The sequence below is a fragment of the Larkinella ripae genome, assembly GCF_054780775.1.
This window is the reverse complement of the sequence record NZ_BAAGVR010000022.1, coordinates 438,896-454,832: the sequence shown is the minus strand read 5'-3', so window position 1 is coordinate 454,832 and position 15,937 is coordinate 438,896. Positions and strand designations below refer to the sequence as shown.

Below are 15,937 nucleotides of genomic sequence, written 5' to 3'. Positions count from 1 at the left end.
ACGGGGCCGTATGAGCGAAGCATCAGTTTCAGGGAAGCAAAGGTAAACCAGACGGCTTTAGATTGCAACTTTTCATTGGTTTGCCATCCGGTCAGTCAGGAAAATGAGGGGGAGCGTGACCGAAATTCGCCGTTTTCGTCGGCCACCACTGGACTGCGCCAGACGCTGGTATTGGGTCAGGATGGACGAAAACCGACTCCGTTGGCAAGCAGCGTTCCTGGTAAAAGATGCGCGGCAGGCCCACCACGGTAGCCTGAATTACGAATGGACGGATAGTGGTCAGATTTTGGTAAATTCGGGAAAACAAGCGGGCGCCGGTTCAGGGGGCAATCCGGAACGAACGCTCAAAAAAGCGGTCGGTGGTTACGGTTGCGGTTTTTTGCGTTACATCCCGGTCGAACGGACGATTGAGGTTATTGCCGGCCAAATCTTCCAGCCGGGCTTCAATCCGGAGAACGTACCGACCCGGTTTCCAGCGCTGTGCCGGTTTGAACCGGGCGGTTTTTTCTTTATCGGCCAGTTGCCAGCTACCCGCAACGGGTTTTCCGGCTTCGTCGCGGATGTGCAGCGTTTCGGCCAGTAAACCGGCATCGAGCGGTTCGTTAAGAACGACTTCGAGGGCCTGCGCTCCGTTGGGCCGGGGCGGTTTTATCTGCCAGCGGCCGGGGCTGGGCGATAGGCTATCGCGCGGAACGGTAACGAACACTTTGGTGTAGGTTTTCGGCAAAACCGCCCCCTGCTGATCGGGCCATTTTTCTGAAACGACGAGCTGGTACCGGGAGCCGCTTTGCAGCGGTGCGCCGAGCCGTTTGTTGGGTTGCAAATCGCGTTTGATCCGGCCGGGATCGAGCCAGAGGGTCAGCACCCTGCGGTCGGAATTCCAGAGTTCCGGTTGCAGATCGAGGAAAGCACCCTGCACGGTATCCGTGCCATTTTTCAGCAGAGCGACATACCTGAGCGACTGCCCTTCGCGCATGGGCCGCGAAAACCGCAGGTAGATTTTCAACAGATTATCGGGCAGCGAATCCGACGACGGAAAAATAGCGAGCAGCTCCGGCGTTTGCCGGGAGTCGGCGACCGGAACCGAAAAACCGCCCAGTGGCTCACCTCGCAGCCACACTTCGTACGACAAGCCCCGCGTAAACGGAATCAGCGGCTCAAACAGAATTGCGTCGGTAAGCGGGCGGTAAGTGCCCAGAATGGCGGTTTTTGAACTATCATCGACCCGCCGGATCTCCAGAAGTCTGGGCAGGGAATCGGTCGGGAAAGTGCCCGTCCGACTTTTCGGAATGAGCAGGCCGGTGGCGCGTTCGTTGCTCCAGCGCAGCGTGATGTCGGTGGTTTCCGGCGCGTTTCGGCAGGCCCCTAGTCCGGCCAATAAAAAAAAGATCAGGCTACGCCAGCCGCCTAGCCTGATCGTCTTGAAAAACTGCCGGTTACAAATACCGCTCACCGGAGGTCCACAAATCGAGGTTGCCGTTCGACCAGCGTTGCAGTAGAATCATCCGCGTGTCGTCGAGTTTGTCGAGCTGGATGACGTTGGTCACCGGCAGCGAAACAAAATCAAGCCCGGCGGTCGCAAAACTTTCTTCCACGGGCGTCGTCAGCGAGCCCTGATAGGCTTCCACGGTTTTGTATTTGACCTTGAAAACCGGCCGGCTGGAATTGGCCATGACCAGAAACGATTCACTGCCTTTTTTCATCGTCACAATGTCCAGGGGGGTGTTACCGCTGCCCATTTCGGCCACCGTCCGGCCTTTGACGTGGCTACCCGGTTTTAGCTCATCCATCGGGAACAACACCAGCGGAGTGCAGGTATAACTGGCGACCAGGTATTTCCTGCCCTTAATTTCGGCGGTGGTGAAGGTCTTGATCGGCGACAGCGTTTCGTATTTTCCGTGGGCCGCGTGGTAAATTTCGAGCGATGCCTGCTCCTGCTTATCGGTAAACGGAAACGGAATGCTCCGGAACGTCGAGTTAAATTCCTGCCCCGACAACCCGCTGACCAGCAGTTTTCCGTCGGCAAACCCCATGTCGGAAATGGCCGCAACCCGGATGGACTCGCCCCGCCGGTCTTTGGCATCAGCCGAGGGGACGTTGTTCAGCGCCAGACTGGCAAATTCGACGTTCTGGGTCGAAACCGGCTGAATTTTATCACCCTCAATCCGGAGCAAAACCGGCGTACCGTCGCTGTGCAGCACCGCGATGTACGGTTTTTTGGAAACGGGATTGACGGCAATGTCCTGAATGGTGATGTTTTGCACCTGTGTGCCTAAAAGGGCGGCAATTTTCTGGTCGATGTTCTTGATTTCGACCGCTGCCGCCTGCTCAACCGGTGCCGCATCCTGGGTATTGATGGCGAAGATGGCCCCGCTTTTGGCGTCGCCAACGAACAGAATACCGCCCGGGCCAAACGTAAGCGCGTTGATCGACTTGATTTCGGGCGTTCCGGTCGTCAAACCGTACGGGTTTTTCGACCGGCTGGTTGTGGCCAGCAACACCAGACCGGCAACGCCAACCGTCAGCAGGAAATACAGCTTTTTCATGGTATAAAAAGGTTTATGGATACAGGCCCAAAACGGGTTTTTCGCTTCCCCTTAATTGCATCAGGGGAAGCGACTTGTAAGTTACAGAAAGTTTCGATACCACCGGCCTCACCGCTGCAAGTCCGGCAGGTTCGGGTTGCACCCTGACTTCAGTAGCGTCAAGCTTGCAGGCTTGCAGCAGCCCTTCATGATCTTCTGTGGGCCATCTGGTCGGCTTCCACGGCGGTCAGCAGGGAGACGAGGCCGTTCTGCTCGGTGATTTTCCGGTGCGTTTCGGGATAATAAATGTAACTGGTCTGGTCGCGGAACATCAGCCGGAGCAACTCGCCGTAGAGGTGCATTTTGTTGTGGTCAAAACCGTACCGAATCTGAACATTCTGGGCAATTTCAAATTCCTTGTTCCGGCCGCGCGTCTGCCGGTCTTTGCCGCCGTAGTTGTTTGTAACGTCCAGAATCGAGCCCGGAAAAAGATCCATCAGCGCGCGGGTTCCGGCCTCGTCCACCAACCCCCGAATCACGGCCCGCGTCGGCACCCACTCGTGCAGCGTCACGTCGCCCCGCTCGAACAGCAAGCGCATTTCCTGCCGGTCCATCCGCCCGGTTTGCGTAAAACCGTGGTAGAAATTGACCAGCGTATCGCCGTAGCGCACCGTCGCCTGCACCTGGTCTTCGAGTTCGGAGCCCGGGCGCCGGCACACCTGAGCGGCTTCCACGGTTCCCGCGCCGAGCCAGCCCGCAAACATATCAAAAAAGTGAACCCCGTGTTCGATAAAAATACCGCCACTCAGGTCGCGGTTCCAGAACCAGTGCTGGGGGGAAAGGCCTTCGTCGCCCGCGTAGTTCTCGAAATAACCGTGCAGGAAATCACCCAGAATTTTCTTGTCAATCAGCGCCTTGATGCGTTCGTACATCGGGTTGTAGCGTTGCATCAGGTTGGTCACCATCAGCAGCCCCCGGCTTTCGGCGTAGGCCACCATCTCGCGCCCCTGCTCGGGATTCATCGCCAGCGGTTTTTCGCAGATGACGTGCTTTCCGGCCCGCAGCGCCTGCATCGACTGTTCGTAGTGCAGAAAAGGCGGAGTGGCAATGTAAACAATATCGAGATCCGGTTGCGCCAGCAGCTCGTCGATGGTATCGAAATGGGTGGCCCCGAAGCGGTCGGCGGCCCGCGTTGCTTCCTCGCGCTGCGAACCGGCAATGCCAATCAGTTTAACGTGGGGAGTTTGCAGAAAATGCTGGGCGGCAAAAAGCCCAAAACCGCCAAAACCAATGATGCCCAAGCCAAGTTCTTTTAGTTCACTCATGATGCGTTTATAGGTTGTCTGGTCGTATTCTAACTACAATCCGGCGGAACTGTTGAAAGGATTTAGGCAATAGCCCCGCGAAGGGCAAACGGCGGTGGATTTATGCTATGCTGACTGCCTTTCGGACGGGAATTTTGCCGGTTCATCACTTTTTTGTCCTACATGATGAGGGGAAAGACGACCTTTGCTGTCAATCCGGAAACGCCTGCTGGCGGATTCGTTTTCGTTATCCCAACCTATTTTATGAAACAGTTCTTACAACTAGGGTTTCTGATGCTGCTGGCCGTCACTGCCGCGCGGGCGCAGGAAACGGTCGACCCGGCTCCGGCAACCCGACGAACGAGCAACCAGGTGACGGTGAGCGGTTACATCAAGGATGCGGCCAACGGTGAGGGGTTGATTGGCGTCTCGGTCTACGTGAAAGAAGCCGCCACGGGCGTTACGACCAATTCGTACGGTTTTTATTCGCTGACGCTGCCGGTCGGTACCTATAATCTGGTGTATTCCTACGTCGGTTTTTCCAAACAAAACCGCACCGTCGATCTGACGGGCCAGAATGTGCGGCTCAACGTTGAATTGCAGGAAGAAGGGCGCGAATTGCAGGAGGTGACCGTTTCGACCAAGCGCGAAGACGACAACGTGAAGAGCATTGAAATGAGCGTCAACACGGTTGAAATGAAAACCATCCAGAAAATGCCGGCCCTGCTCGGCGAGGTCGATGTGATCCGGAGCATTCAACTGCTGCCGGGCGTTTCGACGGTGGGCGAGGGCGCAACCGGTTTCAACGTGCGGGGCGGCAACGTCGATCAGAATCTGGTGTTGCTCGACGAAGCGCCGGTTTACAACTCCTCCCACCTGTTTGGATTCTTCTCGGTTTTCAATCCGGATGCGGTCAAGGACGTGAAGCTGGTGAAAGGCGGTATTCCGGCCCTCTACGGCGGGCGGATTTCCTCGATTCTGGACGTTCGGATGAAGGAAGGCAACTCGAAGAAAACCACCGTTTCGGGCGGCATTGGGCTTATTTTCAGTCGGCTGACGCTGGAGCAACCGCTTTTTAAAAACAAGGAAGGACAGGCGCGAGGCTCGTTCATCATCGCCGGTCGCCGGTCGTACGCCGACGTGCTGGCCAAACCGTTTCTGAAGGGCGATCTGAAAGGGGCCCGGTTTTTCTTTTACGACCTGACGGCCAAAGCCAATTACCGCATCAACGACAAAAACACCCTCTACGCGTCGGGGTACCTGGGCCGCGATGTGTTCGGGGCGGATTTTGGCTTCAACTGGGGCAACACCACGACGAGTCTGCGCTGGAACCACGTTTTCAGCGACAAACTGTTTCTGAACACCACGGCGTTTTACAGCAACTACGACTACCTGCTGGACAGCGACCTGAAGCGGAAAAACCAGAAGGATTTTTTCAACTGGAAATCGGGCATCGTCAACTACAGCCTGAAACCGGATTTTACGCTGTTCCTGAAAAACAATACGCTGACTTTTGGCGGGCAGGCCATCCTTTACGACTTCCAGCCGGGCCTGGCGACGGCTGCCAGCGGGGGAGAAGTGCGCTCGTTTGGGCTGGAAAACAAATACGCCGTCGAGAGTGCGCTGTACATCGGCAACGAGCAGCAGCTTTCCCGGCGCGTCCAGTTGCAGTATGGCCTGCGCTACTCGCTCTACCAGTACGTCGGCCCCGGCGAAGCCTACGAGTTTCAGACCGGGGTGTCGCCGGGGCAGCGCCGGTTTCCGGTTTCGACCACGAAATACGGCCGGAACGAGCCCATCCAGACCTTCGGAAACTGGGAGCCCCGGTTTTCGGCTAAATATGAGCTGAACGAGCTGAGTTCGCTGAAACTGAGCTACAACCGGCTGGCGCAGTACATTCACCTGATCTCGAACACCACGGCTTCGACGCCCCTGGATGTCTGGACTCCTTCGACCAACAACATCAAACCGCAGGTGGGCGATCAGCTGGCGGGGGGCTATTTCCGGAATTTCGGCAAAACCGGCCGGGAGTTCGAAGCTTCGGTGGAGGTCTACTACAAATGGCTGCAAAACCAGGTTGATTACATCGATGGGGCCGAATTGCTGCTCAACAAATATCTCGAAGGCGACCTGTTGAACGGCAAAGGACGGGCCTACGGCGCGGAGTTTTACGTGAAAAAAAACCGGGGCCCGCTGACGGGCTGGGTGAGCTACACGCTGGCTAAAACCGAACGGTTTGTGGACGGAATCAACAACAACCGCTGGTATCCAACGCGCTTTGACAAACGCCACACGCTGAACGCCGTGGCCTTGTACGACCTGAACAAACGCCTGAGTTTTTCGGCCACCTTCGCGCTGGCGTCCGGTACGCCGGGGACGTTCCCGACCAACGGGTATCTTTTCCAGGGCTATCTGGTGCCGCACAACGCCGAAAATTCCCGGAACAATTACCGCATTCCGCCCTACCACCGCCTGGACCTGTCGGCGACGTTGGAAAACCGGAAGCGAAAACCGGAGCAGCGGTGGGAAAGTAACTGGGTTTTTTCGGTTTACAACGCCTACGCCCGGAAGAATCCGTTCTCGGTTTTTTTCCGGCAGGCCGAAGACAAGCGAACCGTCACGCTGAACGGCGAACCGGTGCAGATTCCGGTGGCCGAGGCCGTGCGGTATTCCGTTTTTGCTACGGTGATTCCGTCCGCAACGTATAATTTCAAGTTTTAAGAATTTCGTGTTGCTATGAAAAACACTCATCTATACGGTTTTTCGCTTGTTCACCTCATTTTGCTGGGGCTGCTGGTCCTGGGTCTGACCTCCTGCGAAGATCCGATTGATATTAACCTGCAAACCGGCCCCTCGCAACTGGCCGTCGATGCCTGGCTGACCGACCAGCCCGGTTCGCAAACCATCCGGCTAACGAAAACCGCCGGTTATTTCGACGCGGCCCAGCCCCCGGCGGCTCTGGGGGCCACGGTGATTGTGGCCGACGAAGACAGCGTTATTCACGAATTTACGGACGTAAAAGGCAACGGTACTTACGTCTGGACGCCCAAAACTGGCGAGACATTCGGCAAAATTGGCAAAAAGTATCTGCTGGGAATTCGGTACGAAGGGCAGGAATATTACGCCATCGCTCAGATGCGCCGGGTTCCGGCGGTCGATTCCATTGTGTTTCGGGAGCAAAAACCGAATCCGCTGGAAGACCGGACGGCGTATCAGGGCGAATTTTACGCCACCGATTTGCCGAACGAAACGGATTACTACTGGATTCGGACGTACCGCAACGGCAAACGGCTCGACGGCACCAACAACATTGTGGTTTCGTACGACGGTTCATTCAATAATTCCGCCGACACCGACGGTCTGTTGTTCATTCAGCCGATCCGCTGGTCGATGAATCCGGACAGCCTCTACAACCTGAACGATTCGGTGAAGGTGGAGGTGCTGTCGATTACGCCGGATGCGTTTTACTTTTTTCTGCAACTGAGCACGCAGATCAACAACGGCGGTTTGTTTGCGTCTCCGCCCGCCAACGTGCCCACCAACGTCGTAAACCGCAACGCCAGCGGTCCCAAAGCGGTCGGTTTTTTCGGGGTGTCGGCCCTGAGCAGCAAAACCGTACAGGTGGAACCGGTGAATATCCGCGCGAAAGAGGATTAGAGGAAAAAGGAGGGAAAGGTTGAACAGGAAGAAGGGAGAAAAGGAAAGCAACAACCCGTTTCTCCCTTCTTCCTGTTCAACCTCTCCTTCCTTTCCTAAAACCGTTGGCTCATTCAGCCCGGCAGTGGCCTGTTTGAGACGGTTGGCGCGTCGTTTTGTCCGGTCCGGAAGGAGGCTTTTCAAATCGCTGGCTGGTGGGGGATACCTTTGTTGTGTTCATTCAAAACCACAACAAATACACAATATCCACACCATGAAAAAGATTCTTTTAGCCCTCAGTCTGGTTTGGGCGGCAACCGCCTGCCAGCAGCCGGACGCGACCATTGCACCGCTGAAAAAACCGGCCGCTGACGAACCGGCGACCTCCTCCCGACCCATCAAGCTGGATTTGCCGGATGGTGTTCAACTCAATCCGACGCCATCGGCCACGCACGGCGTTCTGCTGCTTTACACAAACGCCATTGGTCGGCCGAGCTACAGTGCCGCCATGCCCCACAAAGGGGAAATTGTCAAGCGGGTAAAACTGTCGCTGCTCGATCCGCTCACCAACCGGCTCGTAAGCGGTTTTGCCGGCCCCCTGACCGAATCGTGGCCGTCGAATACGGCACCTACGCCGGGCAATTCGCCTTCGGAAAAGCTGATCTATAGCCAGGTGCCCGCGGGCCATTACCGGCTCGGTGCCTGGTACTACAATGTCGATGGCGTTATCATTGACTACAAGGAATTTAACCTCAGCATACCGGCGCGGAAGTACACCATCTACGCTTTTTATTAAGTCGTTATTCGTTGTTTACTGGCAAAATCCGGGTCTGGAGAACCCCGGTTTTGTTTTATGGCAGGAGTAAAAAACGGGTTCTGTGAATCCGTTTTTTCTGGTTTTTAAAACCGCCACCGCACCTGCACTTTCACGTCGCTTTTGTGCGGTTTGGCAATTTCGTCGAGGTCGGAGCCGACGGTTTCCTGCTGGCGGAAGTCGGTGCGGCTCCAGCGCAGCCAGAGATCCAGGTGTTTGTTGAAGGTATACTGAATCAGCAGGTAATTCCGGATGCCCTTGTCGGCGTAAGCGGGCATCGAGAAGGCCAAAAACACATCCCGCTCGTAGACGTACTGCCGGCTGTCGTAACTGTCCGTCCGGAACCACGCCAGCCGCCCGCTGATGGACAACCGTCCGAAATCCGCGGTGGCATCCTGCACCACCGCCAGCCCGTTCGACGCCGGAAAACCGGCATACTGAAAACCGCCCCACTGCACCCGCGTCCGCAGCGACCAGATGCGCGAGGGCAAATAATCGGCGTTGAGAGCGTAGCTTTTCCGGACGGTTTCGACGGTTTGCTTCGCCTTGCTCAGCGCCATCGGCAGGTTTTTCTCCTTGTGTTCTTCGTGGTAAATCCCGTAAACCGCCAGTTTTTTGGTGGGCGTGTAGGTGGCCTGGAGCAAATAATCGAAACCCTGCGACGGTTTATCGACCAAATATTTCCACCACGGAAACCGGAAATAATCGACGAACGCCCCCAGCGTCAGCTTCCGGTAAATGACGTACCGAAAACCGGTGTAAAGGCCCCGTTCGTTGCTGTTGCGGGTGTTTTCACCGAACGCATTGGCGTAGAAACTGTGAAAATTCCGGTCATAAAACCGGCCCAGAACGGCCGCATCCAGTCGTTTGTTCAGGCTGGCGACCGCACCACCCACGGCCCCAATGCCTCCGCTGGCCGAGCGCGCGGCTTCCCCGAAAAAGTTGACGTTCCGCCAGACGTAGCTGCCGTGTAGGCCGACAACGGTGTTTTGGTTGCCCGCAAACTCGTAGCGGTTGTAAGGCAAATTGCGTTTCTGGAGGGTCTTGTCGAAAACCGTGTGCAAAACCGTGGCGCCAAGTTGCAGCCGCTGGTCGGTATGATAGAGCACATGCGCGCCCAGGTTCTGTTCGAGCAGGATGGCGCGGTCGGCGAGTTCGGCGGGGGTCCGGTGCAATCCGCTGGTCTGGAGCGAGCTGATTTTCTCTTCCTGACTTTCGGCGTCGGCCACCACGTTGCCATCGCGCCGGTTTCGGGCCGCCAGTAGCGTAACATCCCAATTCTTGCTGAGCGCATACGTCGCCGTCAAACCGCGCAGAAAACCGGATTCGGTCAGGGAGGTGTAGGGCCGACTCCCCAGCGAAGGCCGCCGGACACCCGCAACCGTTTCAGTGCCTTTGCCGAGCGAAAAACCGGAGGCCAGCACGAGTCCCTGCCCGATTTGCAGTTGATAATCGCCGATCAGGACATTGCGCCAGCGGCCCCGGTTCTGGAGCTGGGCGTGAAACGACAGGTAATCCGGGCCGTACTGATACCGGTCCGGTTTCCAGCGCAGCGGTTCGCCGGGGTCCTGTTCGAACGTAAAGCCAAAACTGAATTCGCGGGGGCGGCTGTAGCGGTACCGCCAGTAGCCCTGTTGCCGACTGCCGTCGTAACGCCGGGGCTGGTTGCCGTTTTTATCCGGCTCGGTGGACAGAAACCCTTTTTGTCGTTCCAGAACCCGCTCGACCCGCAGGATCAGGTAATGATCGGTAGGGTTGCGAACCGAGAAAGAGCGGCTTGAGGCATCGGCGGTGATGAAGGGCAGCAGTCGGTGGATGGTTGGCAGGTCGAAATCCGGAACCGCCTGGAGTTCGTACACCGACAGAAAGTTGCCCAACTGCGTGCGGTGGTCGAACAGGCTGTTGAGCTGGCGTTCGGTGAGCAGGTTAGTAGCCGCCAGTTCGTCGCGGGTGGCGGTATTGAGGTTGAGCGGATGGGCGTAAAGCTGATACAGGTTTTCGTAGACGGACTGATAATCAACGCCTTCGGTCTGGACCGGAAACAGATGCGGTAGGAAGTCCGTGAGGTTGGTTTCGCGCCGGTGGTATTCCTGGGCGGATGCCAGCGAACCAACCAGCAGAAAACCGCTGACGAACCAACGAATAACCCGGTTTTTCAATCGTCGTTGCACTGGGAAGACCGCACCTTTGCCGGACGGCCCGATCCGGCTGAAAGAAACTCTTTCAGATGCTTAGACGATAAAAAAAGCCGGAAGACACGCCGGCCGGGCGCACTTATTCGTTTTTAATCACGCCAACCAAATCCTGCAAACTTTTTTGTTGCCGTTTGTTCACTTTTGGGTACTCCATGTGCAGGCTTTTCAGGTGTTCGACCAGAATCTTGGCGACAATGAGCCGCATGTTTTTTTTGTCATCGGCCGGAATAACGTACCAGGGTGCTTTGGGGGTGGCGGTTTTGTTGATGGCTTCTTCGTAGGCCAGCATGTATTGTTTCCAGAAACCGCGTTCGATGACATCCTGATCGTCAAATTTCCAGTTTTTCGAGGGGTCTTCGATCCGGTCGATCAGCCGCGCACCCTGTTCCTTTTTCGACACATTCAGGAAAAATTTCAGGACCGGAAAACCGTTGCGGGTCAGGTAGGTTTCGAAGTTGCGAATGTCTTTGTAGCGCTGTTTCCAGAGCTTGTCGAGATTGGCGGTCCGCTCGTCGGGCAGCCGCTGGGTTTTCGTCAGAATTTCGGGATGAACCTTCACTACCAGCACTTCTTCGTAGTAGGACCGGTTGAAAATGCCGATGGTGCCGCGTTCGGGCAGGTTGATGGTGTTCCGCCAGAGGAAATCGTGGTCGAGTTCCTGATCGGTGGGCCGTTTGAACGAATGCACGCGCAGACCGAGCGGGTTGACGCCCGAGAAGACGTGCTGAATGGTGCTGTCTTTCCCGGCGGCATCCATCGCCTGAAAAATCGTAACCAGCCCGTAGCGGTTGTGAGCATACATTTTTTCCTGCAAATCGTTCAGTTCGGTCGTCAGATTCCGCAGCAGGGATTCGTAGTGCTCCTTGTTTTCGTACAGATCGTCAAGTTGGGTGGGAATATCGGCCAGAGCGAATTTTTCCGTTTCGCCCGTGAAACAAAACGTTTCCGTATTGAGGTTCAGGGTGTCGTTGAAGCTGTTCAAGGTGCTGTAACTTTACGGACGGCGAACCGTCTTAAAACAGATTGTGTTTTTAGAAAACCGGGTGCTCAATTCCTGCGTAGATAGACTGCCGGGAACTCGCTTTTGTTATACCGGTATACTGTCGAAATAAACCTTTCAACTTCGTACTATGTTCAAATCATTGTCATTCAAACGCCGACTGAGCTGGCTAATGGCGCTGCTGCCCATGGTGCCGCTGTTGTCGTGCGGGCAATCATCCAACCAACAATCAACCGAGCGAAAAACCAAAGTTATGAATACCAGCAACTCAACAATTGCCCCCGGCCTGGAAAAAGCAACCTTCGGAACCGGCTGCTTCTGGTGTACAGAAGCCATGTTTGAAGCCCTGGACGGGGTGTCCGATGCGGTTTCGGGTTACGAAGGCGGGGCGAAAGCCAACCCTACCTACAAAGAAGTCTGCACCGGAAATACCGGCCATGCCGAATGCGTCGAGGTGATTTACGATCCGAAAAAAGTGACCTACGCCGAACTCCTGCAAGCCTTTTTCCGGAGCCACGACCCGACCTCGCTGAACCGCCAGGGCGCCGATGTCGGCACGCAATACCGGTCGGTGATTTTTTACCACAACGCCGAGCAGAAGCAACTGGCCGAAACCGTGAAGCAGGAACTGAACGCGTCGGGTGCGTACGACAAACCGATTGTGACGGAAATCAGTGCGGCCAGCACGTTTTACGTGGCCGAAGACTATCACCAGAGCTACTTCGCCAACAATCCCGAGCAGGGCTACTGCTCCTTTGTGATTGCGCCGAAGCTGGACAAATTCCGCAAGGTGTTTAAGGATAAATTGAAAGGCAGTGATAAGGCAACAGCAAATCACTAATAAAATGCAGAAATTGGCCCCGAAAGGGGCTTTTTTCTTTAGTATAGTACTACTTTAGTGAGTAATAGAATTGGGTTATTCAGTACTTATTTGTACCTTGTTCGTACCCTTTGAACGGGCGCTTATTATCGAGGTACAAACCTGTTGCCTGCATTACCATGAAAGCTACATTACGGGAAAAGCCAATCTCGGGCGGGCGCAAAAGCCTTTACATTGATTACTACCCAGCTATCCCTCATCCTGTAACGGATAAGCCTACACGTAGGGAGTTTCTGAGCCTCTATATCTTTCATAAGCCCCGTACCGATCTGGAGCGGGAGCATAACAAGGAAACCAAGCTACTTGGTAAGAATATCTGCGCCAGGCGGCAGCTTGAGATCCAGGGCGGACACTTTGGTTTTTTGGTCAAGAAGAGCGAGGACGCAGATTTTCTGGCGTATTTCCACCGAATCGCCAAGGACTACCTGGAAAGAGGACAGGCCGAAGACAGCCAGAGCAAAAACAACTGGATGACGGTTTACGGACATCTGGAAAAGTATAGCAACGGACGCGCGATGGCGAGCGACATTGATGCCGACTTCATCGATGGCTTTCGTGCGTACCTGGTTAAAGCCCGGTCGCTACGGAAGGGAAAGAAGAAGTTAGCCTTTAACTCTGCCGTAAACTACTTCACCATCTTTATGACCGGCATTCGGCGGGCGTATGATGAGAAATTGATAGCAGTAAGTCCGGCCGACGGTATCGAGCGGCTTCAGCGGAAAGAGTCACAGCGTGAATTTCTTACCAAGGATGAATTACAGGCGATGGCCAAAGCCGAGTGCGAATGGGACTTTCTTAAACGGGCGTCTTTGTTTTCGGCCCTGACAGGTCTGCGGTATAGCGACATTGCAAAGCTTACCTGGGGCGAAGTTTATGGTGATAAGGGCGATCATTACCTGCGGTACCGCCAGAAAAAAACGTCATCCGTTGAAACGCTTCCAATCTCTGCTTCGGCCTACCAGATGTTAGGCGAACGTAAGGCGCCGAATGTCGTAGTCTTCCCTGAACTGCTTTATTCTTCCTGGCAGAATCAGAAGCTACAGGAATGGGCGAACCGCGCCGGGATAATCCGAAAGATTACCTTTCACACGTTTCGGCACACTTACGCCACATTGCAGCTTACCCTGGGAACCGACATTTACACGGTCTCGAAAATGCTCGGGCACCGGGATCTAAAGACTACCCAGATTTACGCCAAGATCGTAGACCAGAAGAAGCGGGAGGCCGCCGATAAAATCACTATTGAACTTTGAGCAATGGAGAACGAAGACCAAAAGCCGACCGGTAAAACCTCAAAACTTACTCTTGAGATTTTAGAGAAAATGCATCGGGGTGAAATTCCTATGACCAAAGAAGGGGAAAGATGGATAGAGTTTGGCAAGAGTAGCGCAGAGTTTGTAAAACAGATGCAAAATGCTACCAAAAACATTCCAGGCTCTTTGGTGGCTGAACTTACTTCGATGGCTAAAAGCAACGCATCGATGTTTAATTCCGTGAATAAAGCAGCAATATCTCCGATTTCGTCTTTATACGCTCAGATGATGGAGCAGAGTAAGGAAAGGGCGGAACGTTTCAAGTTGGTTGCTGAGCAGGTAAAAAAGATTAAATCTGATTCCCTTACGGTCTATGAGAACGAGCACGGCCGTTATTATATACGCAATGGACTTAAAGTCCCATATGATAAGTTCTGGAGCTGGTTTTTAGATAAATATCAGGGAGAAACCGTCATATGGGTAGTTGAGAATACCAATTACGACTCTCTGGCTAAAGACTTTCTTCGATTTATGAATCTCGAAAAGCTGGATCGGGAAGAGGAAGAGGATAGGGATTATGAGGAGTTAAAAAAAGCCAGGCAATCCCCCATTTTACAGAGTGAATCATCGCAGCAGGAAGATGAGGTTAATGTTTTTAATGGGATGCGGCTAGAAAAAGTTGAGGAGTTCTTTATGCAGCTTGCAACCAAATATAACAGTATTGGAAAGCCCTTTCTCTCAAAAGCTGATGTTAGGAAATTTATCAATAAGGCGTTTCGAGGGCACAACAATATACCCAAACTTACACTAGAAATTGGTCCAGGAGAGACAATGGCTGTGAAGGGTCTATTCTATAAATACTTTCAGGACTGCATTCATGATTACGCAGTCGAACCAACCAAGCAATGTCGACCAAAATACATCGCCTTGGTTGTTGATAATTTTACGAACTTCAATAAAGAAACCCTTGAGAATGGGTTTAACAACTCTTGGAGAGTCGGTAAAAAAGTATGGAAATAGTACTGTTTTAGTCCCGGTGGTACTGATTTAATCCCGCTAGTCCTACTTTTCGCCAGCCCCTTAATATCACTATACTATTGCCAACAGATTCTGCAAAACGAACTGTTAGCAATGGAAACACCCCCGCTTACCTTCGACCAGTTGCCCGCTTATGTTTATCAACTGAATGGCAAGGTCGACCAACTTCTGGCCCTCTTGGGGTCACAGCCCGAAGCCGCTGCAACAGCGACCAATCACTGGTTTAACATTGATCAGCTTTGCGATTACCTGCCGAGTAAACCAGCTATCACCACAATTTACGGTAAGGTGCAACGGCGCGAAATCCCGTTCTACCGGGAAGGCCGTAGCCTGACCTTCTTAAAGTCAGAGATTGACGAATGGTTGGCTACGGGGCGCGTTAAAACAAAAGCTGAGATCCGCGACCAAGCTGAGCAATTTACTGAGTCACATCCGCGTAAAGGAGGACGCCGCGCAGCCGCATGATTTCTGCAATCGAATCAGCATCCTCTCTGCTGGACATGAACACCGTTCAGCGCGACCTCTGCACTCAGTTCAGAAAGAAGTCCCTGGGAATGGCTGACTTTCTGAACGCCTTCCACCAGCTCCAGGCCCGGGCGGACGAGTGTCGCCTGATTTATCACGGCCGTTATGACACCTTCGCTCCCCTGAATGAGAACCCCGGAAAACTGGAGCGCATGCGCCAACAGGCCGCGGACTTTGATACGGTGGAGGAGCTACAGAAGCAGGCCGATTTACTCCGAAGCGGTATCCACGGATTGGATGATACCGACTGGCAGTTAACCTGGGCGTTTCTGCTCGCTCGCGGTGCGGACCTGGGCATCTTTTGGAACTCCGAAACCAAGTTATTCAAATGACAGGCGCCGAACAACTATCCGCGCTGCTTCTGGAGCAGAAGCGCCGGAAATACCCCAACGTGCCCGATCATGCCGTACCCAAGCCGAAGGTCAAGATAAACGACTCCAATAGCCTGACCAGGGCAATCATTCAAACTTTCGAGGTTCACGGACTGTATTGCACTCGAACCCAATCTCAGGGACAGTTTGACCCCAGAACAAAGCGGTTCCGAAAAGGCACCACCAAACGGGGAACTGCCGATGTTCACGGCATCATCAATGGGCAGCATATTTCGGTGGAGGTCAAATATGGACAGGATCGAATGAGTAAGGCCCAGCGGGGAACCCAGCAGCAGGTGCATGCATCGGGTGGAGTCTACTACATCGCCCGGGATTTCGAGGCTTTTTGGAACTGGTTTCAGCAACTAAAAAAAGGGTAGCCGCGCACCACCACAG

Annotated in this window: 14 protein-coding genes; 9 read left to right on the top strand and 5 right to left on the bottom strand. The window is 54.2% G+C overall.

The window, feature by feature from the left end:
* Positions 1 to 319 precede the first annotated feature (319 nt).
* From ACYVHX_RS14785 to ACYVHX_RS14775, 3 genes are all read right to left on the bottom strand, one after another.
* Positions 320 to 1,453 carry an Ig-like domain-containing domain gene (locus tag ACYVHX_RS14785; protein ID WP_460672426.1) on the bottom strand — a complete coding sequence of 378 codons (1,134 nt, stop codon included), beginning with the start codon at positions 1,451 to 1,453 and terminating at the stop codon, positions 320 to 322.
* Positions 1,437 to 2,546 (bottom strand): hypothetical protein, encoded by a 1,110-nt coding sequence (locus ACYVHX_RS14780; protein ID WP_460672425.1) that lies wholly within the window; start codon positions 2,544 to 2,546, stop codon positions 1,437 to 1,439. The genes ACYVHX_RS14785 and ACYVHX_RS14780 overlap by 17 nt, the downstream gene beginning before the upstream one ends.
* Positions 2,547 to 2,731: 185 nt before the next feature.
* Positions 2,732 to 3,850, bottom strand: a complete 1,119-nt coding sequence (locus ACYVHX_RS14775; RefSeq protein WP_460672424.1) for a Gfo/Idh/MocA family protein — start codon at positions 3,848 to 3,850, stop codon at positions 2,732 to 2,734.
* A 243-nt stretch (positions 3,851 to 4,093) separates the two neighbouring features.
* On the opposite strand from ACYVHX_RS14775, the gene ACYVHX_RS14770 reads away from it, so the two are divergent.
* The 3 genes from ACYVHX_RS14770 to ACYVHX_RS14760 all read left to right on the top strand — a co-directional run bounded on the left by ACYVHX_RS14770 (position 4,094) and on the right by ACYVHX_RS14760 (position 8,261).
* The gene (locus ACYVHX_RS14770; protein WP_460672423.1) at positions 4,094 to 6,550 is read left to right on the top strand and encodes a TonB-dependent receptor; all 2,457 of its coding nucleotides are present in this window, start codon (positions 4,094 to 4,096) and stop codon (positions 6,548 to 6,550) included.
* Between the two features lie 15 nt (positions 6,551 to 6,565).
* A complete protein-coding gene (locus ACYVHX_RS14765) occupies positions 6,566 to 7,486 on the top strand; it encodes a DUF4249 domain-containing protein (RefSeq protein WP_460672422.1) in 921 nt (306 codons plus the stop codon).
* Between the two features lie 253 nt (positions 7,487 to 7,739).
* Positions 7,740 to 8,261: a hypothetical protein gene (locus ACYVHX_RS14760; RefSeq protein ID WP_460672421.1), complete on the top strand. Its 522-nt coding sequence runs from the start codon at positions 7,740 to 7,742 to the stop codon at positions 8,259 to 8,261.
* A 104-nt stretch (positions 8,262 to 8,365) separates the two neighbouring features.
* On the opposite strand, the gene ACYVHX_RS14755 is transcribed toward ACYVHX_RS14760, so the two are convergent.
* Together ACYVHX_RS14755 and ACYVHX_RS14750 are read right to left on the bottom strand one after the other, a co-directional pair.
* On the bottom strand, positions 8,366 to 10,438 hold the full coding sequence (locus ACYVHX_RS14755) for a ComEA family DNA-binding protein (RefSeq protein ID WP_460672420.1): 2,073 nt from the start codon (positions 10,436 to 10,438) through the stop codon (positions 8,366 to 8,368).
* A 115-nt stretch (positions 10,439 to 10,553) separates the two neighbouring features.
* Positions 10,554 to 11,456 (bottom strand): polyphosphate kinase 2 family protein, encoded by a 903-nt coding sequence (locus tag ACYVHX_RS14750; protein WP_460672419.1) that lies wholly within the window; start codon positions 11,454 to 11,456, stop codon positions 10,554 to 10,556.
* A gap of 271 nt (positions 11,457 to 11,727) precedes the next feature.
* Between ACYVHX_RS14750 and msrA the strand changes: the two genes are divergently transcribed.
* The 6 genes from msrA to ACYVHX_RS14720 all read left to right on the top strand — a co-directional run bounded on the left by msrA (position 11,728) and on the right by ACYVHX_RS14720 (position 15,921).
* Positions 11,728 to 12,315, top strand: a complete 588-nt coding sequence (gene msrA, locus ACYVHX_RS14745) for a peptide-methionine (S)-S-oxide reductase MsrA (protein WP_460672953.1) — start codon at positions 11,728 to 11,730, stop codon at positions 12,313 to 12,315.
* Positions 12,316 to 12,473: 158 nt separating this feature from the next.
* Positions 12,474 to 13,607 carry a tyrosine-type recombinase/integrase gene (locus ACYVHX_RS14740; RefSeq protein WP_460672418.1) on the top strand — a complete coding sequence of 378 codons (1,134 nt, stop codon included), beginning with the start codon at positions 12,474 to 12,476 and terminating at the stop codon, positions 13,605 to 13,607.
* A gap of 3 nt (positions 13,608 to 13,610) precedes the next feature.
* Positions 13,611 to 14,627, top strand: a complete 1,017-nt coding sequence (locus tag ACYVHX_RS14735; protein ID WP_460672417.1) for a hypothetical protein — start codon at positions 13,611 to 13,613, stop codon at positions 14,625 to 14,627.
* Between the two features lie 111 nt (positions 14,628 to 14,738).
* Complete coding sequence (locus ACYVHX_RS14730) at positions 14,739 to 15,110, top strand: helix-turn-helix domain-containing protein (RefSeq protein ID WP_460672416.1); 372 nt, start codon at positions 14,739 to 14,741, stop codon at positions 15,108 to 15,110.
* A complete protein-coding gene (locus ACYVHX_RS14725; RefSeq protein WP_460672415.1) occupies positions 15,107 to 15,502 on the top strand; it encodes a hypothetical protein in 396 nt (131 codons plus the stop codon). The genes ACYVHX_RS14730 and ACYVHX_RS14725 overlap by 4 nt, the downstream gene beginning before the upstream one ends.
* On the top strand, positions 15,499 to 15,921 hold the full coding sequence (locus tag ACYVHX_RS14720) for a hypothetical protein (RefSeq protein ID WP_460672414.1): 423 nt from the start codon (positions 15,499 to 15,501) through the stop codon (positions 15,919 to 15,921). Before ACYVHX_RS14725 ends, ACYVHX_RS14720 begins: the two co-directional genes overlap by 4 nt.
* Positions 15,922 to 15,937: the final 16 nt, after the last annotated feature.

Excerpts from the sequence above, each read along its gene's own strand:
- ACYVHX_RS14765 (WP_460672422.1), top strand. The coding sequence starts at position 6,566 with ATGAAAAACACTCATCTATACGGTTTTTCGCTTGTTCACCTCATTTTG.
- ACYVHX_RS14735 (WP_460672417.1), top strand. The coding sequence starts at position 13,611 with ATGGAGAACGAAGACCAAAAGCCGACCGGTAAAACCTCAAAACTTACT.
- ACYVHX_RS14730 (WP_460672416.1), top strand. The coding sequence starts at position 14,739 with ATGGAAACACCCCCGCTTACCTTCGACCAGTTGCCCGCTTATGTTTAT.
- msrA (WP_460672953.1), top strand. The coding sequence starts at position 11,728 with ATGAATACCAGCAACTCAACAATTGCCCCCGGCCTGGAAAAAGCAACC.
- ACYVHX_RS14770 (WP_460672423.1), top strand. The coding sequence starts at position 4,094 with ATGAAACAGTTCTTACAACTAGGGTTTCTGATGCTGCTGGCCGTCACT.
- ACYVHX_RS14775 (WP_460672424.1), bottom strand. The coding sequence starts at position 3,850 with ATGAGTGAACTAAAAGAACTTGGCTTGGGCATCATTGGTTTTGGCGGT.
- ACYVHX_RS14780 (WP_460672425.1), bottom strand. The coding sequence starts at position 2,546 with ATGAAAAAGCTGTATTTCCTGCTGACGGTTGGCGTTGCCGGTCTGGTG.
- ACYVHX_RS14740 (WP_460672418.1), top strand. The coding sequence starts at position 12,474 with ATGAAAGCTACATTACGGGAAAAGCCAATCTCGGGCGGGCGCAAAAGC.
- ACYVHX_RS14720 (WP_460672414.1), top strand. The coding sequence starts at position 15,499 with ATGACAGGCGCCGAACAACTATCCGCGCTGCTTCTGGAGCAGAAGCGC.
- ACYVHX_RS14725 (WP_460672415.1), top strand. The coding sequence starts at position 15,107 with ATGATTTCTGCAATCGAATCAGCATCCTCTCTGCTGGACATGAACACC.
- ACYVHX_RS14760 (WP_460672421.1), top strand. The coding sequence starts at position 7,740 with ATGAAAAAGATTCTTTTAGCCCTCAGTCTGGTTTGGGCGGCAACCGCC.